The following is a 20357-nucleotide window of genomic DNA, read 5'->3' as shown; positions in this document are numbered from 1 at the left end:
CATGCTCAGCCGCCCTTTGCGCCGCAAACGCCAGAAGCTCTCCGATGTGATTGTGGAGTCGGTCAAGCGCTCGATCGTCACCGACGCCTTGAAACCCGGCGATCGCCTGCCCACGGAGCGCGAGCTGATGGAAAGCTTCCAGTGCTCCAAAGGCTCAGCCCGTGAGGCGCTCAAGGCCCTGGAAGTGGAAGGTTTGGTGAGCACGCGCACCGGCCCCAGTGGCGGGGCTTACTTGAACCAGGCCGGCACCGAGCCCGCCAGCCGCGCGTTGCGTAACTACCTGCACTTCCAACATCTGGATGGCGAGCAGGTGTACCAGCTGCGCAAGGTCATCGAAGTGGAACTGGCGGTGTCGGTGCTCGGGCGCCTGAGCGAAGAGGATTACCAGGCCCTGCAAGACAACGTGGATTTTTGCAGCGCGCCGGAAGACAGCGAAGCCGGCCAGCGCGAACAACGCCTGGCAGAGTTGGAGTTCCACAACCTGCTGGCCAAGGCCTGCCCCAACCCGCTGCTGAGTTTCATGGCGCAGTTTCTCAACGACTTGCTGCGCGATCTGGTGGTGCTGAAAAAAGCTTACAAACCCAAGCGCAAGCAGTTCGACGCGGCCAACCTCGACTACCACAAGCAGTTGCTGAGCGCCTTTCGCGCGGGTGATGAACGCGCGGTGCGCAGCTTGATGCACGAACATATGTGCGATGCCGAACACCACATGACTGCGCTGGAAGGCGAGGTCAGCCCGCACTTTTTGCTGGAGTTTGATCACTCTTAAGAACACCACAGATCCACCTGTGCAAACCCAATCAATGTGGGAGCTGGCAAGCCAGCTACCACATTTGACCGAGTCGCCCAATAAATCGCCTTATCCAATAAAAGGCCTGCCCACAGGCCCTGCTCCACCGTATCGCCATTGCCGCTCCTGCCAATAACTAAACCAGGGAGTCACCCCATGCAGCGTCGTACGTTGTTGAAAGCCAGTCTCACCGCCGCCGCCGCGCTCAGCCTTCCGCTGAGTGTGCGCTCTGCATTCGCCGCCGAGCCCTTTACCTTTTACGGCCTCAAGTCCATGTCCGGCGCCTTTGCCAGCTATGGCAAGTTTGCCGACATGGGTTCGCGCCTGGCGGTGGAACAACACCCGCAGATTCTCGGGCGGGCGCTGAACTACAAAGTCATCGACACCGAAGGCAACGCCGGCAAGGCGGTGCGCAAGGTGCAGGAGGCCATCCAGCAGGACGGCGCGCGGTTCTTCCAGGGTTGCACGCTGTCGTCATCGGCATTGGCGGTGGCCAAGGAAGTCAGCAAGGTCGGCGGCGTGTTCATGACCCCGGTGGGTGCCGATGAAGTTACCGGTAAGGACTGCAACAGCGCGACGTTTCGCTGGTCGGTGCCCACCTACGGCGCGATTCGCGAAACCATCGTGCCGCTGATCAAGCTGCTGCCGGACGCCAAGCGCTGGTACACCATCACCCCGCAATACGTGTTCGGCGAGGCCTTGCTCGAAGGCGCCAAGACCGTGCTCAAGGAAAGCGGCCTGGAGCACGTCGGCAACAGCTACCACTCGTTGCAAGAGCAGGAGTTCTCCGGTTACCTGACCAACGCCATCGCCGCCAAGCCTGACGTGCTGGTGCTGCTCAACTTCGGCAGCCAGTCGTCCAACACCCTGCGCCAGGCAGTGAACTTCGGCATCAAGGAGCGCATGAAAGTGCTGCTGGTGTGGTCTGCCGGCCTCGACCAGTTCCAGGAGCTGGGCAGCGACGTGCTCGAAGGCGTGTACCTCGGCGCGCAGTACTGGCACCAGGTCGACAGCCCGCTCAACCGCGAACTGGTCAAGCTGACCCAGGCCAAATATGGCATCAACCCTACCTACCCGCTGGCTGCTGACTACATCAGCACCAAGGTCATGCTCGACACCATCATCGCCACCGGCAGCGTTGATGGCCCGACCGTGGCCAAGGCCATGCAAGACCTGAGCTTCGACGGCCCGACCGGCAAGGAATCAATCCGTGCCGGCGACCACCAGGTGATCAAGGATTACTACCTGATGATCGGCAAAGCCGCCGGCGACATGGCCGACAAGGACGACCTGGCCAAAGTGCTCAGCGCCGGCCAGTCGTTCCCGCCGGTCGAGGCGACGGGCTGCACGCTCGCCTGATCCCCTGAAACAGTGCACCGCAGGGCTGCGCGAGCAGCCTCCTGCTGAGGGTTCCTGCATGCTTAATCTTTACCTGTTCCAGATTCTCAACGGCCTTGGCTTGGGGATGATCTACTTCCTGATCGCGGTCGGGCTGACGATCATTTTCGGCCTGCTCAACTTCGTCAACTTCGCCCACGGCGCGTTCTTCCTGCTGGGCGCCTACATCTGCTACACCGCCGTAAGCCTCACCGGCAACTTCTGGCTGGCGCTGCTGATCGCGCCGCTGGTGGTGGCCGCACTGGCGTGGGTGATCGAGCGCGTGTTGATCCAGCGAATTTACCACCTGCCGCACATGTTCCAGATCCTGGTGACCCTGGGGATCGCACTGATCATCCAGGAAGCCAGCGTGATGATCTGGGGCCCGGTCGGTAAAAGCGTCGCCGTGCCGGACCTGCTGCGCGGCGTGCTAGTGGTCGGCGACTTCGTCTACCCCTACTACCGCCTGTTCCTCATTGTGTTCTCCGGGCTGGTCGGCCTGGGCCTGTGGCTGCTGCTGGAACGCACGCGCTTTGGCGCCCTGGTGCGGGCCGGCAGTGAAAGCACTGAAACCGTGTCGCTGCTGGGCACCAATATCTTGCGCCTGTTCTCCATGACCTTCGCCCTCGGCGTGGCCCTGGCCGGCGTGGCCGGTGTGCTGTTTGCGCCCTTGCGCGGTGCGCAACCCTTCGTCGGCCCGGAGATTCTCGGCGTGGCCTTCGTGGTGGTGGTAATCGGCGGCATGGGTTCGTTCAGCGGCGCGCTGGTCGGCGGTTTACTGGTGGGCGTGGTGCAAAGCCTGATGACCACACTCTGGCCCCAAGGCGCGAGCCTGATGATCTACGGCGCAATGGCCGTGGTGATTCTGGTACGCCCTTACGGCCTGTTTGGGAGAGCCTGACATGAGCGAGAAAAACCCCCTGCCATTTGCTAAAACCCAGTCCAAAGCCATGTTGCTGTGGGTGCTGGCGGTGCTCATCGGCTTGCCGTTGATCTTGCCCTCGGCAACCTTGGCCACCGAAATCCTGATCTTCGCCATGGCCGCCCTGGCCTGCAACCTGTTGCTGGGCTACACCGGCCTGTTGTCTTTCGGCCAAGGCATCTTCTTCGGTGCCGGCGCCTACTGCGCGGCGCTGCTGATGATCCACCTGCAACTGGGCCTGTTCACCGCCCTGCTCGGCGCCGCCGTGGCCGGTGGGTTCCTGGCGTTGCTGGTGGGCGCCCTGGCGATTCGGCGCACCGGCATTTACTTCGTGATGCTGACCCTGGCGTTCAGCCAGATGGCCTACTTCGTCGCCTACACCTTGAGCGACTGGACCGGCGGTGACAGCGGCCTGCTCAGCGTGCCGCGCCCGGAAATCCGCATCGGTGAAACCGTGCTGCTGTCGCTGGCCGACGCCCGCGCGTTCTACGGCTTTGTCGCGGTGCTGTTCCTGCTGATCTTTATCGGCGCGCGCCGGGTGATCGCCTCGCCGTTCGGCAGCACCTTGATGGCGATCCGCGAAAACGAAACCCGCGCCTCGGCGATCGGCTACGACACGCGCCACTTCAAGATCCTGGTGTTCGTGCTGTCCGGCGCGGTCACGGGGATTGCCGGGGCGTTGTACGCGATGCTGCTGCACTTTGTGCCGCTGTCGAATATCGACCTGGCGATGTCCGAAAACATCCTGATCATGACCATCGTCGGCGGCACCGGCTCGCTGTTCGGCTCCTTGCTGGGCGCCGGTTCCATCGTGCTGCTGGGGGATTTCCTCTCCGACCTGTGGCCGCGCTGGCTGATGCTGTTGGGGGTGATCCTGATCCTGGTGGTGATCTTCATGCGCGGTGGCTTGTGGGGCGGGTTGTCGTCGCTGTTCGAACGCGTACGTGGCAGTCGCAAAACCGCCGTCGTCGCCAAGGAGCAAGGGCTATGAGCATCCTATTGGAAACTAAAAACCTGGCGCTGGCCTACGGCGCGTTCCATGCGGTGAACGGCGTCAACCTCAAGGTCGAAGCCGGCACCATCCACACCATCATCGGCCCCAACGGCGCGGGCAAGACCAGCCTGTTCCACTGCCTCACCGGCGAACGCCAGGCCACCGCCGGGGCGATTCATTTCGACGGCAAGAACCTGATGCGCAAACCGGCTCACGCCCGCGTCGGCCTGGGCATGGCGCGCTCGTTCCAGCTCACCAGCCTGTTCCAGAACCTCAGCGTGCGCGAGAACCTGCGCCTGGCCGCCCAAGGCCGCGACGGTGCGCGCGCCCTGAATTTCTGGCGCCGGGTCGACAGCAAGCGCGAACACCTGGAGATGGCCGACCAGGTACTGGAGCGCCTGCAGCTCACCGCCCGCGCCGACACCCTGGCTGGCGAGTTGTCCCACGGCCAGCAACGCGTGCTCGAGGTGGGCATGTCGATCTGCTCCAAGCCCAAACTGTTGATGCTCGACGAGCCCACCTCGGGCATGGGCATCGATGACATCCCGATCATGACCCAACTGATCAGCGACCTGGGCCGCGACCACACGGTGCTGTTGATCGAACACAACATGAGCATCGTCATGTCCATCAGCCAACGCATCACCGTGATGAGCCACGGCCAGATCCTGGTGGAAGGCACGCCGCAATTTGTGCGCGCCGATGAGCGCGTGCGCACTGCATACCTTGGGGAGGCTGCCTGATGCTGATCGTCGAGAACATCCATTCCTACTACGACAAGAGCCATGTGCTGGAAGGCGTGTCGCTGACCGTCAACCCCGGCGAGCTGGTGACGTTGCTGGGGCGTAATGGCGCCGGCAAGACCACCACACTGCGCAGCATCCTCGGGATTATCTGCCCGCGCCAGGGCCAGATTCATTTCAACGGCCAGGCGCTGGTGGGGCAAAAGATCTTTGAAATCGCCCGCCGGGGTTTGGCGCTGGTGCCGGAAAATCGCGGGATCTTCCGCCTGCTCACCGTCGAAGAAAACCTGCGCATCGCCGTGCGTAAGACCAGCCGCTGGCAGCTGGAAGATGTGTACGGCATGTTCCCGCGCCTCAAGGAGCGGCGCAAAAACGCCGGCCACGCCCTCTCCGGCGGCGAGCAACAGATGCTCGCCATCGCCCGCGCGCTGCTCAACGACCCCAAGCTGCTGATCCTCGATGAGCCCACCGAAGGCCTGGCGCCGGTGATCGTCGACGAGCTGGTGAAGATCCTGCGCAAGGTCAAGGACGACGGCCTGCCGGTGCTGCTGGTGGAACAGAACCTGATGGTCTGCGACAAGCTCGCCGACCGCCATTACGTACTCGAACAAGGCCGCGTGGTCTACGAGGGCAGTGCTGCTGCGTTCCGCGCCGACCCGACGATCAAGAACCGCTACTTGGCGCTGAGCGCCTGACCGGAGACTGCCCATGAAGAGTTTTGCGCAACCGCTCCAGAGCAACGCCCCGCTGATCAACCGCGACCGCCTGTGGCAATCGCTGATGGACCTGGCCCAACTCGGCGCTACCGTCAAAGGCGGCGTGTGCCGTCTGGCGCTCACCGATCTGGACCGCCAGGCCCGCGACCTGTTTGTGCAGTGGTGCGAGGCGGCCGGGTGCAGCGTGAGTGTCGACGCCATCGGCAATATTTTCGCCCGTCGCGCAGGGCGTAATCCCGCCCTGCCCCCGGTGATGACCGGCAGCCATATCGACACCCAACCCACCGGCGGCAAATTTGACGGCTGCTACGGGGTGATGGCCGGGCTGGAAGTGATCCGCACCTTGAATGACCTCAGCATTGAGACCCAAGCGCCGATTGAAGTGGTGGTGTGGACCAACGAAGAAGGCTCGCGCTTCCCGCCGTGCATGATGGGCTCCGGGGTCTTTGCCGGTCAGTTCGACTTGCAGGACACCCTCGACAAACTCGACGAGCAAGGCCTGTCGGTGGGAGCCGAACTGCAGCGCATCGGCTATGCCGGTTCGCGCGCGGTGCTCGGCCACGCGGTGGGCGCATATTTCGAGGCACACATCGAGCAAGGCCCGGTGTTGGAAGACCAGGCCACCACCATCGGCGTGGTCATGGGTTGCCTGGGCCAGAAGTGGTTCGACCTGACCCTCACCGGCGTCGAAGCCCACGCCGGCCCCACGCCCATGCACCTGCGCAAGGACGCGCTGGTCGGCGCCGCCGAGGTGGTCAGCGCGGTGAACCGTATCGCCCATCAGCAACAACCGCACGCTTGCGGCACCGTTGGCTGCCTGAGCCTGCACCCAGGTTCACGCAACGTGATTCCCGGCCAGGTGCACATGACCCTCGACCTGCGTCACCTGCATGCCGACAAGCTGCAGGCCATGGTCGATGAAGTGCGCGGCGTGATCGAAGCCACCGCTGCCCGGCATGGGTTGACGTTTGAACTGACGCCCACCGCCGACTTCCCGCCGCTGGACTTCAACCCGGCCTGCGTCAACGCGGTGCGCGATGGCGCAGCAGCTTTGGGCTTGAGCCATATGGACATCGTCAGCGGCGCCGGGCATGACGCGATTTTCGTCGCCGAACTCGGCCCGGCCGGGATGATTTTTGTGCCGTGCGAAGGCGGCATCAGCCACAACGAAATCGAAAACGCTGCGCCGGATGACCTGGCGGCAGGCTGCGCGGTATTGCTGCGCGCCATGGTCAACGCGGCACAAGGGGAGCTGGCATGAGTGAGATGGGGCAACTGACAGCGGTGCAACTGCTGCAGCATTTTCGTGACAAGAGCCTGTCGCCGGTGGAGGTCACCGAAGACGCTTTGCTGCGTATCGAGCGCTACAACCCGGTGGTGAACGCCTACTGCCATGTCGATCCGGAAGGCGCATTGAACGCTGCGCGCGCCTCGGAGCAACGCTGGCTCAAGGGCCAACCCTGCGGCGCGCTGGACGGTGTGCCTGCATCCATCAAAGACCTGACGTTGACGCTCGGCATGCCCACCCGCAAGGGCTCGCGCACATCATCCGCCGACGGGCCGTGGAACGTGGATGCGCCCTTCTCAGCCTTGATGCGCAAGGCCGGCGCGGTGTTGCTGGGCAAGACCACCACCCCGGAATTCGGCTGGAAAGGCGTCACCGACAACCCGCTGTACGGCATCACCCGCAACCCGTGGGACACGCGCACCACGGCGGGTGGCTCATCCGGTGGCGCGGGGGCGGCGGCGGCGTTGAACCTGGGCGTGCTGCACCAGGGCAGCGATGCCGGCGGCTCGATTCGGATTCCGTGTGCGTTTACCGGCACTTTCGGCATCAAGCCGACCTTCGGCTATGTGCCGCAATGGCCAGCCAGTTCCATGACCATTCTGTCGCACCTGGGGCCGATGACCCGCACGGTGGAAGACACCGTGCTGATGCTGCAAACCGTCGCGCAGCCGGATGCGCGCGATGGCCTGATCGGCGCGCCACGGACCACGCCATGGCTCACCCCAGGTACAGATTTGAAAGGCTTGCGTGTGGCCTACAGCCCCACATTCGGTTATGTGGATGTCGATCCGCAAGTGGCCAAAGTCGTCGCCCAAGCGGTTGACGGTTTGGTGCAACTGGGCGCACATGTCGAGCAGATCGACCCGGGGTTCAGTGACCCTCTGCAGGTGTTCAGTACCTTATGGGCCGCCGGCGCCGCACGCCTGACCAGCACGATGAGCGAGGCGCAAAAACAGCTGCTGGACCCGGGCCTGCTGCGCATTGCACAACGCGGCGAGCACCTGAGCCTGGGCGACTTTAACCACGCCCTCGAAGCGCGTGCTGCACTGGTCGCGCGGATGGCCGCGTTCCACGAGCATTACGATGTGCTGGTTTCGCCGATGATGCCGATCACCGCGTTCGAGGCTGGGCACAACGTGCCGCCGGGTTCCGGTATGACTGAGTGGATGCAATGGACGCCGTTTACCTATCCCTTCAACCTCACCCAGCAACCGGCGGCGTCGGTGCCGTGCGGGCTGGCGGCGAATGGCTTGCCGGTGGGCCTGCATGTGGTGGCCGCGCGGTTTGCGGATGAACAGGTGCTGCGGGTGTGCCAGGCCTATGCAAAAGCGTTCCCCACCGACCACCTTGAAGCACCGTGCGTGCTCTGAACTGTGGCTTTCGACCGCGGGTTGCGCTGTGCATCTGTGGTTGGATCTGGCTTATAATTCGCGCTTCAATTTTGTTGCGCGGATTGTTTCTGATGCTATTCACTAGGACCGTTCTGGCGAGTGCAGTGCTCGCCATCCTGCCGGCCATGGCCCACGCCACAGCGCTGGACCTGACCTACGAAGCCCCTGCCACCGAGGCTGCGCCACAGGCTGCACCGGCGACGGCCAAATCGTTGTTCCCGGTTACGACCCAGCCGCCGGTGACATTCGAGTACAACTGCAAGGGCCCACGCTGCACATATGAACATGACCTGGAGCAGCGTCATGAAGACCAGACGACGCAAAGCTGGTCCGTCGGTTTTCAGTGACGGTCAGATAATCTTTAGCTGAGTTTTTGGGTAGATTGAGTACATATCCGTTGCTGCGGTCACGGCGGCTATTGGTTCCGCCCTTACGGCGGGTCACTTTTGGAAAAGAGCCCCAAAAGTAACCCGCCGTAAGGGCGGAACCCTACGAAGCCGTTACCGCAGCAACGGATATGTACCCAATCCGCCTAAAGAAGCACCATCACAGGCAACCCACCTCCCACAGCGTTGAACACATTCCACTACAATGCCCCCCATTCATCCCCGGGGGCTTCATGGACATCGAACTGGCACGCACCTTCCTCGAAATAACCCGCTGCGGCAGCCTGGCCGCAGCGGCCGAGAAACTGCACGTCACCCAGACCGCCATCACCGCACGCGTGAAAAACCTCGAAAGCCAGCTCAACAGCACGCTGTTCATCCGCAACCGCGCCGGTGCACGCCTGACCGCCGACGGCGAGGCCTTTGTGGTCTACGCCAACCAGCTGCTGCAAACCTGGGAAGCCGCAAAACGTGACCTACCGCTGCCCGACGGCTACCGCAATGTGCTGCATATCGGCGGTGAGGTCAGCCTGTGCAGCCCACTGATGCTCGGCTGGGCCCAAGCCCTGCGCGAACATATCCCGGGGCACGCCTTGCGTACCGAAGTACGCGAAGGCGAATATCTGCTGCGCCAACTGGAACTGGGCGTGCTCGACGCCGCCCTAGTGTTCCAACCCCAATACTGGCCAGGGTTGCAGGTGGAGCAGGTGCTGGAAGAGAAACTGATCCTGGTGCAGTTGGTGAGCAAACCCGACCCGTACGTCTACATCGACTGGGGCCCAGGGTTTCGCCAGCAGCATGACGCCGCCCTACCCGACAAGGCCCGCGCCGCGCTGAGTTTCAACCTCGGGCCGCTAGCCTTGCAGTACATCCTGGAAAACGGCGGCGCCGGTTATTTCCGCACGCGCGTGGTGCAAAGCTACCTGGACAGCGGCGTGATGCAGCGCGTGCCGAAGGCGCCGGAGTTCAGTTTCCCGACTTACCTGGTGTACTCACGGGCGCGGGATTCGGCGGTGTTGCAACAGGCACTGGCGTTGCTGCGCGATGTGGTCAAAGCCGAAAGTGACTGGTCACAACGCTGGGACCCGCTGATTTGAATCACCCTACACCTGCGCGCATGCTAGCCTGCGGATGTTTCCTTTTGCAGCCTTAGCGATGAACAAGAAAAAGTCCGTCACCATCAGCGACATCGCCAAACGGGTCGGCATGACCACCATCACGGTGTCCCGCGCGCTGAGCAAGCCCGACCTGGTCAAACCCGCCACCCTGGCGCGCATTCTCGAAGTCGCGCGGGAGCTGGATTACGTGCCGAACGCCTTTGCCCGTGGGCTCAAGCGCAGTGAAAGCCTGATCATCGGCGTGATCACGGCGTCGGTGGACAACCCGTTCTACAGCGAAATGATCAAGGCGATTTCCCGCGAGGCCAAACAGCACGGCTACACCATCATGCTGGTGGACACCGACGAGCTCGAAGAACTGGAAAGCAAAGCCGTCGACACCCTGCTAGGCTACCGCGTGGCGGGGATCATCTTGTCGCCGGTCTCCGATGAGCCGAGCTACCAGCCTGATTACCTGGAGCGCCTGGGCAACGGCAAAACCCCGGTGGTGCTGCTCGACCGTACGATTCACGACAGCCCGTTCAGCCGTGTGGTGCTCGACAACTACCACAGCGGCATCCAGGCCGCGCACTACCTGCTGCGCCAGACACCCGAGCTCAAGCGCCTGCTGGTGCTGACCGGGCCCGCGCATTCGCGTATCACTGTGGAGCGCCTCAAGGGCCTGCGCGAAGTGCTCGCCGACCATCCGCATATTCAGGTTGAAGTGCAGGCCGGCGACTACACGCTGATGCCGTCGTACCTGCACACCCTCGACTACCTGGCCAAACACACGGCGCCGGACGCGATCATGGGCTTCAACCAGTTGATCACCCTCGGCGCGTTGCGCGCCTTGCGCATGCACAACATCCCCCACGACAGCCTGACCATCTGCGGCATTGACCGCCTGCCCTTCGCCGATATCTTCGGTGTGCCCATCGCCTGCGTGGCCCACGACGCCTCCTTGGCCGGCAGCAGCGCGGTACGCCTGCTGCTTGATCGCCTGGAAGATCCGTACAAACCACGGGACAAAGTGGTGATCACAGGCGTTTTGGAAAACGGCTAGCGGCTGGTGTAGCCGCCATCAATCGGCAGGCTTACGCCGCTGATCATGCTCGCGGCGTCGCTGAGCAGGAATAGCACCGGCAGTGCGACTTCCACGGTTTCAGCGAAACGCCCCAACGGAATGGCTGCCAGCGCTGGGTCGCGCTTGGCCGGGTCGGACCAGGCCCTGGTCGCCATGGGTGTGAGCGTGACGGTGGGGTTAACGCTGTTGACGCGTATACCGAAACGGCCCCATTCGGCGCATTGCACGCGGGTGATCGCGTCCAGTGCGGCTTTGGAGGCGCAGTAGGCGAGGTGATCGTCCAGCGCGACCAATGAGGCTTGGCTGGAGACATTGACGATGCTGCCGGCGACTTTCGCTTCGATCATCTTGGCCGCCACCCGACTGGCGACCTGGGCGGCGGCGCGGGCGTTGACCTGCATCACCGGGTCGAAAGCATCAGCGCTGATCGCCGCGGCGGGTTCCAAGCGCGAGATGCCGGCGCAGTTGACCAGGCCGTGCAGTGGCGGCAGGTCATGCAGGGCTTTGTCGAGCGCGGCGCTGTCGGCGATGTCCACACAGACCGTGTTGCAGCCCAGTTTGGCCAAGGCCTCGGCGTCACGGCCGAGGGCAAAGACCTCGGCGCCGCTGGCGATCAGTTGCAGGGCGATTTGGTGGCCGATGCCACTGCTCGCGCCGGTGACGAGGATGCGCTGGTGGGTGAAGTTGAAGGCTGCGTTCATGGTCACTATTCCATAGGCAATGAAGATCCCCTGTGGGAGCTGGCTTGACTGCTCCCACATTTTTGGACCGCGTTGTTTCAGTTGTTTTGCAGGCTGTGCATGATGGGTTTGAGGGCTGGATACAGCTTTAGATACGCCGCAAACGCCTGGTCATAGACCGCGACATTCTCGCGCTTGGGTTGCGCGCGCAGTTCCAACTGCACCCAGCCCGTCTCCATCTCCCCGTCACTCACCAACCCCACCGTATGCGCCGCCAGCAACGCCGCGCCCAGCGCCGCTTCCACCTCCTGCACAATGGTGTAGACCGGGTAGCGGGTGACATCCGCAATAATCTGCATCCACAAATCCGAATGGCTCGCGCCACCCACCACAATCAGGCGCGGGTCCAGCGAGTGGGCGCCTTGCGTGCCGGCTTCGATGTTGTGGCGCAGGGCGAAACTCACGCCTTCGAGCACCGCGCGGTACAGGTGGATGCGGCTGTGGTACAGGTTCAGCCCGACAAAACTGCCGCTGGCGCGGTCATCCCACACCGGGCTGCGTTCGCCCATCAAGTACGGCAGGAACAACAAGCCTTCGCTGCCCGCCGGCACCTTCATCGCGCTCTGCTCCAGCAACACCAGGCTGTCCTGCCCGGTGGCTTTGGCCTGCTGCTCCTCGGCCTGGCAGAACTGCTCGCGAAACCAGCTGACCGACGCCCCGGCGGTGATCGCGCCGCCAAAGATGTACAGGTCCCGGTGGCCGTTGTAGACATGCGGCATGCTCACCAACCCGTGACGCGCGTCCACCTGCTGGTTCAGGTAGCCCCAGCACATACTGGTGCCGATCATCGCCACGTGGTTGCCCGGTTGCGTGACACCGGCCGCCAACGTTGCCATGGCCGCATCGACGCCACCGGCAAGAATCGGCGTCCCCGCCTGTAAACCAAGGCGCGTAGCCCAGGTTTCCAGCAGCCCGCCTACGACTTCACCGGAATACACCAGCCGCTCGGGCATCATCGCCAACGGAATCTCGAGTGCCGCCAGCATCTCCTCGGACCAGCGCCGTTGCGCCACGTCGTAGACGCCGCCAATATTGCCGGCGCTGCTGTGGTCCACCGCCAGCTCACCGGTCAGGCACCAGTTGATATAGCTGTTGGGCGGCAGCAGGTAACGTGTTTCTGCCCACACTTGCGGCTGATGCTGCTTGAGCCAGAGCATCTTGGTGAAGCCGTAGTAGCTGTCCACCGAGTTGCCCGTGACCGCGAACAAACGCTCCAGGTCCACATGCTCGCGCACCCACGCCACCTGCTCGCCGGCGCGGCGGTCCATCCAGATCAGGCACGGGTGCAGCGGCGTGATCTGCGCATCCACGGCAATTCCCGAGCCGCCGTACAGGCTGCTGATGCACAGTGCCTTGACCTGCTGCGCGGCCACGCCGGCCTTGGCCATGCACTGCGCCACGCACGCCTCGACGGCCTCCAGCCAGACCTGCGGCCATTGTTCGGCCCAGCGCACTTTCGGGGTATCCACGCGATACCCCTGGCTGTGCTGGGTGATGATCGTGCCTTGAGCATCCACGAGCAGCGCCTTGGTGCTCTGGGTTCCTATGTCCACACCCATCACATAATTCATTTCAAATCACCGGTTTCAACAGCACCTTGATCGACTTGGTCGAGTTGGCCAGCTCGAACGCTTCGGCAAAGTTATCCAGCGGGAAGTCATGGGTGACGATGCCTTTGGAGGTGACCAGGCCGCGTTCGAACAGGTCAATGGCGATCGGGTAGCAATACGGGCCGAGGTGCGCGCCACGCACGTCCAGTTCCTTGCGGTCACCGATGATCGACCAGTCGACGCTGGTTTCGGCGCCGAACACGCTGAACTCGACAAAGCGCCCGAGCTTGCGGATCAGGTCCAGGCCTTGGGTCACACCGGCCGGCACGCCGGTGGTTTCGATGTACACGTCGCAGCCGTAATGATCGGTGAGGCCGTTGATGATCTCGCGGGCGTTGTCGCGCGATGGGTTGATCACCACGTCGGCGCCGAATTGCTTGGCCAGCTCAAGGCGCTCGTCGACCATGTCGATCACCACCAGTTTTTTCGGCGTCTTCAATGCGGCGACCTGGACCATGCACAGTCCGAGCGTGCCGGCACCGGCAATCACCACCACGTCATCGAGCTGGATTTCACCGCGGTTGACGGTGTGGATCGAGCAGGCCATCGGCTCCACCAGCGCCGAGTCTTCCAGCGACACCGATTCGGGAATTTTGTGCACGATGGCGGTCTTGGGAATGCGCATGTACTGGGCCATGCCGCCTTCGGCCACTTCACGCTGGAAGCCGAAGATGTTGTGCACTTCGCACATCCAGTATTTGCCCGACTTGCAGAAGCGGCACTTGGCGCACGGCACGATCTGCTCGGCGATCACTTTGTCGCCGACGGCGACTTCAAAGTGCTCCTCGGCGCCCTCGCCCACTTCAACCACATAGCCGAAAAACTCATGGCCCGGCACTACGGGCGCTTTGACCCACGGGTTGTCGCCGCCCCAGAACATCGCCGCGCCCGAGTGGCATTTGCAGTCACTGGCGCAGATGCCGCAGGCGGCGATGCGGATCACCAGTTCATTGGGGCGCGCCTGGGGTTTGCTGATGCGCTGCAGGCGATAGTCTTTGGGGCCGTGGCAAACGACGGCTTGCATTTCGGTGTGCTTGTCCATGGGTGCAGTCCTGTAGTCAGATGAGTTTATTTATGGCGCTGACGGCTGATAAAGATCGCCAGCAAAATGATTGCGCCTTTGATCACGCTCTGAACGTAGGGCGATACGCCGAGCATGTTCAGGCCGTTGTTCAATACGCCGAGCAACATCGCGCCGAGCAAGGTGCCGACGATGACCCCGCGCCCGCCGGCAATCGAGGCGCCGCCGAGTACCACGGCAGCAATCGCATCCAGCTCGAACGACACGCCGGCATTCGGCTGGCCGCTCATCAAGCGTGAGGTCAGCACCAACCCGGCAATCGCCGCCGTCAGGCCGCTGATGCCATACACCAGCAGCTTGAAGCGCGCCGCGCGCACGCCCGACAAACGCACCGCTTCTTCATTGCCGCCGATGGCATAGATGTAGCGGCCGATGCGCGTGTGCTGCAGCAGCACGTAGGCGGCGAAGTAGGTGATGAGCATGATCAGGATCGGCACTTCGATGCCGAACAGGCGTTGGCGGCCGAAGAAGCCGAACCACTCCGGCAACCCGGAAATCGGGTAACCGTCGGTGTACATCAGGCCCAGGCCACGGGCGATGCCCATGGTCGCCAGGGTGACGATGATCGGCGGCATGTGCAGGTAGGCGACGAACAGCCCGTTGCCGATGCCGAAGGCCACGCCAATCAGCATCCCGGCGCCAATCGCCAGGCCCGGCGGCAGGCCCGCGACCATCAAACCGGCGGTCAAGGTGCCGGACAGCGCCATCACCGGCCCTACCGACAAGTCGATGCCACCGGTGAGAATCACGCAGGTCATGCCCACCGCGATAATCGCGTTGATCGACACCTGGCGAGCAATGTTCGACAGGTTGCTGGTGGTCAGGAAGGTGTCGCTGGCGAGGATCATTACCAGGGTCACCACCACCAGACCCACGAATGGATAGAAGGCCGGCGAGCGCACCAGCCGCGCCAGGTGCAGGCGCAGCCGGCCGGTGTCGCCGGTGTTAATGGACGTATTCACTTGAGCCCCCTGTTGCATGGCGCATGACCTCTTGTGGGTTGACGGCAGACGCTTCGAGTACCTTGACGATGGCGCCTTTGTGGAACACGGCGACGCGGTCGCACATGCCGATGACTTCGGGCAGTTCAGAGGAAATCATGATGATGGCGTAACCCTGTTCGGTGAGGCTGCGCATCAAGGCGTAGATCTGCGCCTTGGCGCCGACGTCGATGCCGCGCGTGGGTTCGTCGAACACCAGCACGTCGCAGTGGTGGTTGATCCAGCGCGCAATCACAACCTTTTGCTGGTTGCCGCCGCTGAGGTTGAACACTCGGCTCTCGCCGCTGGGCGCTTTGATCGACAGCTGGCGCATCAGGTCTTCGACGCTGGCGCACTCCTTGGCCTTGTCGATCAGCCCCGAGGCGTTCTGGTATTTGGGCAGGTTGTTCAGGGAGATGTTTTCGCGAATGCTGAAATCGGTGATCAAGCCTTCGCTCTTGCGGCTTTCGGGCAGCAGGCCGATGCCGTGGGCCAGGGCTTGGGCCGGGTCATCAAGGGTGACTTTTTCGCCACGCAGCCACACCTCTTTGCTGACTGAGGGCAGCGCGCCCATCATGCCCAGTGCCAGTTCGGTGCGGCCGGAACCGACCAAACCGGCAAACCCGAGGATCTCGCCTTTGTGCAGTTGGAAGCTGTTGTGGGGGCCGTTACGCACCAGTTGGATGTCCTTGACCTCCAGTAACAACGGGCCACGCGCTGTGGTCGGTTTGGGCGGAAAACTGCTTTCCAGGCGACGGCCGACCATCATCTCGACGAGGCGGTCGATGTCACTGTCAGCCACATCGGTTACGCCGACATTGCCGCCGTCGCGCAATACGCTGATGCGGTCGCAAACCTGGAAGATTTCCTCAAGGTGATGAGAGATAAAAATCACCGCCACGCCTTGGCGCTTGAGTTCGCGCATGATCTCGAACAGCAGCTCGGCTTCGCTGGGCGTCAGCGTCGCGGTCGGTTCATCAAGCACCAGCAGGCGCGCATCCAGGGCCAGGGCCTTGGCAATTTCGACAAACTGCTGCTCGGCCACACTCAGGTGCTTGACCGCGCATTGCAGGTCGATGCTCACGCCCAAACGCTTGAACAACGCCTCGGCCGCCTCGACCATCTCGCGCTTGCGCAGCAGGCCGAAGCGATTGCTCAACTCGTGGCCGAGAAAGATATTTTCCACCGCCGTGAGGTAGGGAATCAGGCTGAACTCCTGGAACACGATGCCAATACCGGCGGCAATCGCATCGCGGTAGGTTGCGAACTGCTGCGCCTGGCCGTCGATCAGGATCTGCCCTTCGTCCTGATGTTCGACACCGCCGAGGATCTTCATCAGGGTCGACTTGCCCGCGCCATTTTCGCCGAGCAAGGCATGAATCTCGCCGCGCTCCACTTGCAAGTTGATGGCCTTGAGGGCCTGTACGCCCGGGTAACGCTTACAGATATTTTCCAGCTTGAGAAGACTGCTCATACCACCGACCTCGTATTCAGAAGGAATGACCTAGGCCCCACGGATCACGTGGGGCCTGGGCGATTTACCAGCTGAAGTCCTTGGCTTTGGCCTGGTCGATCAAGGTGATGTCCACCGGGATGGTGGCGGGCACTTGCGAGCCCCACTTCTTGGCCAGGGCGATGCCCAGGGCCAGACGGATCTGGTCGCGCGGGTATTGCGCCGAGGTGGCGATGAACTTGCTGCCGGGTTTCTGGATCGCCTTGATCGCTTCCGGCGCGCCGTCGACGCTCACCAGTTTCACGTCCAGGCCACTGGCTTCGATGGCCGAGAGCGCGCCGAGGGAGCCGTTGTCATTCACGCTGAAAATGCCTTTGAGCGTGGGCTGGGCCTGCAGCATGTTTTCGGTGACGGTCAGCGCCTGGTCACGTTCCTGCTTGCCGTTCTGGATGCTCACGATTTTGATGTCCGGGTGCTTGGCCACGGCCTCTTTGCAGCCGCGCACACGCTCGAGGATCGGCACCACGGCGATGCCGTCGAGGATCGCGATGTTGCCTTTGTCGCCGATATTCTTGGCCAGGTATTCACAGGCCTGGAAGCCGGCGTCGAAGTTCTTCGAACCGACGAAGGAGTCCAGCGGGCCGTCGGCCTGGGCGTCTACCGCGACCACCACCACACCGGCGGCGTGGGCGGATTTGACCGCCGACTGCACGCCGACCGAATCGGTGGGGTTGATCAGCAGGATGTCGATGCCTTTTTGCAGCATGTCTTCGACGTCGCTGACTTGCTTGGACACGTCGTGGCGAGCGTCAGTGATGATCAGTTTTGCACCGATGGTTGCACTGGCTTCTTCCAGGGCGTTTTTCATGGTGACGAAATAGGGGTTGTTGATTTCCTGGAAGGAGGCGCCGATACGGATGGGTTTGGCGGCGTCGGCGAACGCTGGGGAGGTAGAGCCGAGGGTGATGCTAACAGCCAGTAAACACAGGGTCTTCGGGAGCATTTTCATGGCGTAGTTCTCTGTTTTGTTTTTATTTTTAGAGCAAATGTTATCGATAACATTTTGCGAGAAACTAGCAAGTAAATGGAGGCTGTGCAAGCCCCCATTGGTCGCCCGGGGCTGGATACCCTTCCTGGCCCACCCTGATCAAATGTGGGAGCTGGCTTGCCTGCGATGGCATCCACTCGCTATGCCTGGTACACCGAGGTACCTGCATCGCAGCGGTGCGGCGACCCGACAAGCCAGCTCCCACCTTTGATCGCGTAGCCGGCAAAAACTCGCACATTCCCCACCACCAACTAAGCTCACCCTCTAACAAAAAACACCGAGCTGACCGCCATGGCCCACCCTACCGAGACCTTCCGCGCCCGTTATCGCGCCAACGTGAATCCCCATTACAACCCATGGCTCCACGCCTGTTTCGTGCTCGGCTACGGCATTTTCTGCATCACCCTGGCCTGGTCCTCCACCGAACACATCACCCCACTCCAGTGGCTGACGGTGCCCCTGACCCTGGTGTTCTTCAACCTGTGTATCTACCTCGTCCACCGCCACCTCGGCCACCACAAACACGCCCTCGCCAAACTGTTTTACGCGCGCCACACCGGCGACCATCACAGCTTCTTCACCCCCGGCCATATGACCTACGACAGCCCCCGGGACTGGCGCGTGATCCTGTTCCCCGCCTGGCTGATCGTGCTGCACAGCCTGGCTATCACCTTCCCCGCCTGGTGGCTGCTCAAACACCTGAGCCCGAACGTCGCCGGGCTGTTTGCCGGGTGCATGATCCTGGGCTATCTGCTTTACGAAGTGTTCCACGCCTGCGAACACCTGCCCGCCGAACACCGCGTGGCTCGCCTGCCGTGGATTCGCCAGATGCACCAACTGCACGCCCTGCATCATCGGCGCGAGCTGATGCAGGGGCGCAATTTCAATATCGTGCTACCGCTGATGGATTACCTGTTCGGCACCCTGCACTGGGAGCCTGCCCCACGCGACAACTCAAAGTAGGCGCTCACCAACGAAAAAGGGGCAGTCCAAATGGACTGCCCCCTGCCTCACTCAAGTCAATCGATCAGCGCACGATGCGCTGGCTGCAGATATGACCCAGGCTGACGTACTGCGAGATATTGCCGCCCACGCCCACACCCGGAAACTCCTTGAGCTCGATGCGCCAGCCACCCTCGTTGAACCAGGTATCCCAGTTGTACGTCTGGCCGGACCCACTGTCCGGGTAGACCACGTGGTAGTCGCCGGAGCAAGTGCCCAGGTCGACATTGCCCGAAGCTGCACCAGTGATGCCGGTCCTGGCCTCGTAATTGACCCAGTTGTAGGGGCCACTGAAGCGCTTGTCGACCCGAAGTACCGGGGTGACACCGCGCAAGGGTGCACCGGTACTGTCAGACCATCGGGTGCTCCAGCTCAGGCTGCGCGCCGCCTGGGTGGCCAGTTGGTAGATCGAGCTGGGGATGCGCACCACGTTGTCGCCGTTTACGTCGTACTGGTCCAGGCGTGGCGCCGAACCCAGGCTCAACTTATATTGCGCCTGCGGGTTCAGTGCTACCGCCGGGTTGGCCCGCACACGCACCTTGACGGTGTAGCCCGGGGTCAAGTTCGGGTAAGTCGAGGTGGAACCTTGCGGGACTTCCACCCAGTTATTGCCATCAAAGCGCTCGAAAATCCACTGGTTGCGTGTGCCCGCGCCGTCATCGCCGAGGAACATACCCACGCCTTGGCCGCGCAACGAGGTGAAGTCGAAGTAATCGACATCGTTGACGCTATCGAGGTTGCCCGACACCTGGTTCAACCCATCCGGCAGCGCAAATGCGGTTTGCGGGGTGTCGTTGGGTTCATAAGCATCGATATTGCTATCCACCGCCACGCCGAAACTGAACTGCGAGTTGCTCGCGGTATTGGCCACCATGAACCAGTAATAGTCACCGGCCGCCAGCACACCGTTGAGGTATTCATCGGCATTGCCAGCGTTATCGGAGGTGCCCAATGGCGTCAGGTTACCCTGGCCATCATCGTGGAACAGGGTCAATGACATGTCGGTACCGGCGCTCTGGTTCAGCAACTGTACCTGGATCCGCGCGTTTTTCGGCAGGTTGAAGTGGTAGGCGATTTGCGCACCGGTCTCCACCCCGGTAAGGGTGTACAGCGTGTTGATATCCAGGGTTGGAAACAGCGGCGTGAATGCAGCAATCGCAGCGTCTTTCATTTGCGCCTGGTCGGGTTTCTTCAACTCGCCAACCTTGGTGTCGACCGCCACGTTGCTGGGGGCCGCCTTGCTCGCAGGCGCCTTGGCCTTGCCGGCCTTCGCCGCGTTGAGCTTTTGCTTGAGCGCGTCCGAAACCTGGATCGACTCCAGCGTACCGCCGGGGTTCAGCGCGTTACCCACGGCCTGCTTGAGCGTTTCTGCGCTGAGTTTCGGGAGGCTTGGTTCGGCCAGGGCGAAGGCCGAAACGAAGCAGGAGGCCGCCATGGCCGCGCCCAGCATAAAGGCTTTTTTCGATTTCATTTTTTATCCATCCATAGTTAAAAAATTGAAGCTCAGGTGACATCCGGTCACCTAGGGTGAAATGTAGGACACTACTGGATAACTGAACAGTGCTTTTTTTGAAAAAATAGCCGCCTGGAAAAATAGGTGCAGAAAAACGAACGTCTTCTAAAGCCACTATCAATCATTAGTCCCATGCGACTAA

General features: G+C 62.2%; 19 protein-coding genes. 12 read left to right on the top strand and 7 right to left on the bottom strand.

Going from position 1 to position 20357, the window contains the following annotated elements; all coding sequences use genetic code 11:
* The first annotated feature begins 1 nt into the window (after position 1).
* From ACI77I_RS11215 to ACI77I_RS11165, 11 genes are all read left to right on the top strand, one after another.
* Positions 2 to 769 carry a FadR/GntR family transcriptional regulator gene (locus tag ACI77I_RS11215; RefSeq protein ID WP_406997511.1) on the top strand — a complete coding sequence of 256 codons (768 nt, stop codon included), beginning with the start codon at positions 2 to 4 and terminating at the stop codon, positions 767 to 769.
* Positions 770 to 946: 177 nt separating this feature from the next.
* The gene (locus tag ACI77I_RS11210; protein ID WP_406997510.1) at positions 947 to 2149 is read left to right on the top strand and encodes an ABC transporter substrate-binding protein; all 1203 of its coding nucleotides are present in this window, start codon (positions 947 to 949) and stop codon (positions 2147 to 2149) included.
* Positions 2150 to 2207: 58 nt separating this feature from the next.
* Positions 2208 to 3068, top strand: a complete 861-nt coding sequence (locus ACI77I_RS11205) for a branched-chain amino acid ABC transporter permease (RefSeq protein ID WP_406997509.1) — start codon at positions 2208 to 2210, stop codon at positions 3066 to 3068.
* Position 3069: 1 nt separating this feature from the next.
* Positions 3070 to 4080: a branched-chain amino acid ABC transporter permease gene (locus ACI77I_RS11200; protein ID WP_406997508.1), complete on the top strand. Its 1011-nt coding sequence runs from the start codon at positions 3070 to 3072 to the stop codon at positions 4078 to 4080.
* A complete protein-coding gene (locus ACI77I_RS11195; RefSeq protein ID WP_094951320.1) occupies positions 4077 to 4826 on the top strand; it encodes an ABC transporter ATP-binding protein in 750 nt (249 codons plus the stop codon). Before ACI77I_RS11200 ends, ACI77I_RS11195 begins: the two co-directional genes overlap by 4 nt.
* On the top strand, positions 4826 to 5521 hold the full coding sequence (locus ACI77I_RS11190) for an ABC transporter ATP-binding protein (RefSeq protein ID WP_094951319.1): 696 nt from the start codon (positions 4826 to 4828) through the stop codon (positions 5519 to 5521). The genes ACI77I_RS11195 and ACI77I_RS11190 overlap by 1 nt, the downstream gene beginning before the upstream one ends.
* A gap of 13 nt (positions 5522 to 5534) precedes the next feature.
* Positions 5535 to 6803, top strand: coding sequence for a Zn-dependent hydrolase (locus ACI77I_RS11185; protein WP_406997507.1), 1269 nt, complete (start codon positions 5535 to 5537; stop codon positions 6801 to 6803).
* The gene (locus ACI77I_RS11180) at positions 6800 to 8200 is read left to right on the top strand and encodes an amidase (RefSeq protein WP_406997506.1); all 1401 of its coding nucleotides are present in this window, start codon (positions 6800 to 6802) and stop codon (positions 8198 to 8200) included. The genes ACI77I_RS11185 and ACI77I_RS11180 overlap by 4 nt, the downstream gene beginning before the upstream one ends.
* 92 nt (positions 8201 to 8292) lie before the next feature.
* Positions 8293 to 8568: a hypothetical protein gene (locus ACI77I_RS11175; RefSeq protein WP_176462947.1), complete on the top strand. Its 276-nt coding sequence runs from the start codon at positions 8293 to 8295 to the stop codon at positions 8566 to 8568.
* 272 nt (positions 8569 to 8840) lie between these two features.
* On the top strand, positions 8841 to 9704 hold the full coding sequence (locus ACI77I_RS11170) for a LysR family transcriptional regulator (RefSeq protein ID WP_406997505.1): 864 nt from the start codon (positions 8841 to 8843) through the stop codon (positions 9702 to 9704).
* A 58-nt stretch (positions 9705 to 9762) separates the two neighbouring features.
* Complete coding sequence (locus ACI77I_RS11165) at positions 9763 to 10767, top strand: LacI family DNA-binding transcriptional regulator (RefSeq protein WP_406997504.1); 1005 nt, start codon at positions 9763 to 9765, stop codon at positions 10765 to 10767.
* Here ACI77I_RS11165 and ACI77I_RS11160 read toward each other — a convergent pair.
* From ACI77I_RS11160 to ACI77I_RS11135, 6 genes are all read right to left on the bottom strand, one after another.
* On the bottom strand, positions 10764 to 11489 hold the full coding sequence (locus tag ACI77I_RS11160) for an SDR family oxidoreductase (RefSeq protein ID WP_083357830.1): 726 nt from the start codon (positions 11487 to 11489) through the stop codon (positions 10764 to 10766). The genes ACI77I_RS11165 and ACI77I_RS11160 overlap by 4 nt on opposite strands.
* 77 nt (positions 11490 to 11566) lie before the next feature.
* A complete protein-coding gene (locus tag ACI77I_RS11155; protein ID WP_406997503.1) occupies positions 11567 to 13099 on the bottom strand; it encodes an FGGY-family carbohydrate kinase in 1533 nt (510 codons plus the stop codon).
* Between the two features lies 1 nt (position 13100).
* Positions 13101 to 14180: an alcohol dehydrogenase catalytic domain-containing protein gene (locus tag ACI77I_RS11150; protein WP_094951548.1), complete on the bottom strand. Its 1080-nt coding sequence runs from the start codon at positions 14178 to 14180 to the stop codon at positions 13101 to 13103.
* 26 nt (positions 14181 to 14206) lie between these two features.
* Complete coding sequence (locus ACI77I_RS11145; protein ID WP_094951553.1) at positions 14207 to 15199, bottom strand: ABC transporter permease; 993 nt, start codon at positions 15197 to 15199, stop codon at positions 14207 to 14209.
* Positions 15165 to 16673: a sugar ABC transporter ATP-binding protein gene (locus tag ACI77I_RS11140; RefSeq protein WP_094951547.1), complete on the bottom strand. Its 1509-nt coding sequence runs from the start codon at positions 16671 to 16673 to the stop codon at positions 15165 to 15167. Before ACI77I_RS11140 ends, ACI77I_RS11145 begins: the two co-directional genes overlap by 35 nt.
* A 64-nt stretch (positions 16674 to 16737) precedes the next feature.
* The gene (locus ACI77I_RS11135; RefSeq protein ID WP_242150892.1) at positions 16738 to 17661 is read right to left on the bottom strand and encodes a substrate-binding domain-containing protein; all 924 of its coding nucleotides are present in this window, start codon (positions 17659 to 17661) and stop codon (positions 16738 to 16740) included.
* Between the two features lie 330 nt (positions 17662 to 17991).
* On the opposite strand from ACI77I_RS11135, the gene ACI77I_RS11130 reads away from it, so the two are divergent.
* Positions 17992 to 18663, top strand: coding sequence for a sterol desaturase family protein (locus ACI77I_RS11130; protein ID WP_094951545.1), 672 nt, complete (start codon positions 17992 to 17994; stop codon positions 18661 to 18663).
* Positions 18664 to 18727: 64 nt separating this feature from the next.
* On the opposite strand, the gene ACI77I_RS11125 is transcribed toward ACI77I_RS11130, so the two are convergent.
* Positions 18728 to 20173: a hypothetical protein gene (locus ACI77I_RS11125; protein ID WP_406997502.1), complete on the bottom strand. Its 1446-nt coding sequence runs from the start codon at positions 20171 to 20173 to the stop codon at positions 18728 to 18730.
* Positions 20174 to 20357: the final 184 nt, after the last annotated feature.

The sequence above is a fragment of the Pseudomonas sp. D47 genome (assembly GCF_045447305.1).
Taxonomy (GTDB): Bacteria; Pseudomonadota; Gammaproteobacteria; order Pseudomonadales; family Pseudomonadaceae; genus Aquipseudomonas.
Note: the sequence above shows the minus strand (reverse complement) of the source record. Positions and strands in the feature narration are given on the sequence as shown.

What these genes read in the sequence shown, in the direction of transcription:
- ACI77I_RS11215 (WP_406997511.1), top strand. Translation starts at nt 2, where the DNA reads ATGCTCAGCCGCCCTTTGCGCCGCAAACGCCAGAAGCTCTCCGATGTG.
- ACI77I_RS11210 (WP_406997510.1), top strand. Translation starts at nt 947, where the DNA reads ATGCAGCGTCGTACGTTGTTGAAAGCCAGTCTCACCGCCGCCGCCGCG.
- ACI77I_RS11205 (WP_406997509.1), top strand. Translation starts at nt 2,208, where the DNA reads ATGCTTAATCTTTACCTGTTCCAGATTCTCAACGGCCTTGGCTTGGGG.
- ACI77I_RS11200 (WP_406997508.1), top strand. Translation starts at nt 3,070, where the DNA reads ATGAGCGAGAAAAACCCCCTGCCATTTGCTAAAACCCAGTCCAAAGCC.
- ACI77I_RS11195 (WP_094951320.1), top strand. Translation starts at nt 4,077, where the DNA reads ATGAGCATCCTATTGGAAACTAAAAACCTGGCGCTGGCCTACGGCGCG.
- ACI77I_RS11190 (WP_094951319.1), top strand. Translation starts at nt 4,826, where the DNA reads ATGCTGATCGTCGAGAACATCCATTCCTACTACGACAAGAGCCATGTG.
- ACI77I_RS11185 (WP_406997507.1), top strand. Translation starts at nt 5,535, where the DNA reads ATGAAGAGTTTTGCGCAACCGCTCCAGAGCAACGCCCCGCTGATCAAC.
- ACI77I_RS11180 (WP_406997506.1), top strand. Translation starts at nt 6,800, where the DNA reads ATGAGTGAGATGGGGCAACTGACAGCGGTGCAACTGCTGCAGCATTTT.
- ACI77I_RS11175 (WP_176462947.1), top strand. Translation starts at nt 8,293, where the DNA reads ATGCTATTCACTAGGACCGTTCTGGCGAGTGCAGTGCTCGCCATCCTG.
- ACI77I_RS11170 (WP_406997505.1), top strand. Translation starts at nt 8,841, where the DNA reads ATGGACATCGAACTGGCACGCACCTTCCTCGAAATAACCCGCTGCGGC.
- ACI77I_RS11165 (WP_406997504.1), top strand. Translation starts at nt 9,763, where the DNA reads ATGAACAAGAAAAAGTCCGTCACCATCAGCGACATCGCCAAACGGGTC.
- ACI77I_RS11160 (WP_083357830.1), bottom strand. Translation starts at nt 11,489, where the DNA reads ATGAACGCAGCCTTCAACTTCACCCACCAGCGCATCCTCGTCACCGGC.
- ACI77I_RS11155 (WP_406997503.1), bottom strand. Translation starts at nt 13,099, where the DNA reads ATGAATTATGTGATGGGTGTGGACATAGGAACCCAGAGCACCAAGGCG.
- ACI77I_RS11150 (WP_094951548.1), bottom strand. Translation starts at nt 14,180, where the DNA reads ATGGACAAGCACACCGAAATGCAAGCCGTCGTTTGCCACGGCCCCAAA.
- ACI77I_RS11145 (WP_094951553.1), bottom strand. Translation starts at nt 15,199, where the DNA reads ATGCAACAGGGGGCTCAAGTGAATACGTCCATTAACACCGGCGACACC.
- ACI77I_RS11140 (WP_094951547.1), bottom strand. Translation starts at nt 16,673, where the DNA reads ATGAGCAGTCTTCTCAAGCTGGAAAATATCTGTAAGCGTTACCCGGGC.
- ACI77I_RS11135 (WP_242150892.1), bottom strand. Translation starts at nt 17,661, where the DNA reads ATGAAAATGCTCCCGAAGACCCTGTGTTTACTGGCTGTTAGCATCACC.
- ACI77I_RS11130 (WP_094951545.1), top strand. Translation starts at nt 17,992, where the DNA reads ATGGCCCACCCTACCGAGACCTTCCGCGCCCGTTATCGCGCCAACGTG.
- ACI77I_RS11125 (WP_406997502.1), bottom strand. Translation starts at nt 20,173, where the DNA reads ATGAAATCGAAAAAAGCCTTTATGCTGGGCGCGGCCATGGCGGCCTCC.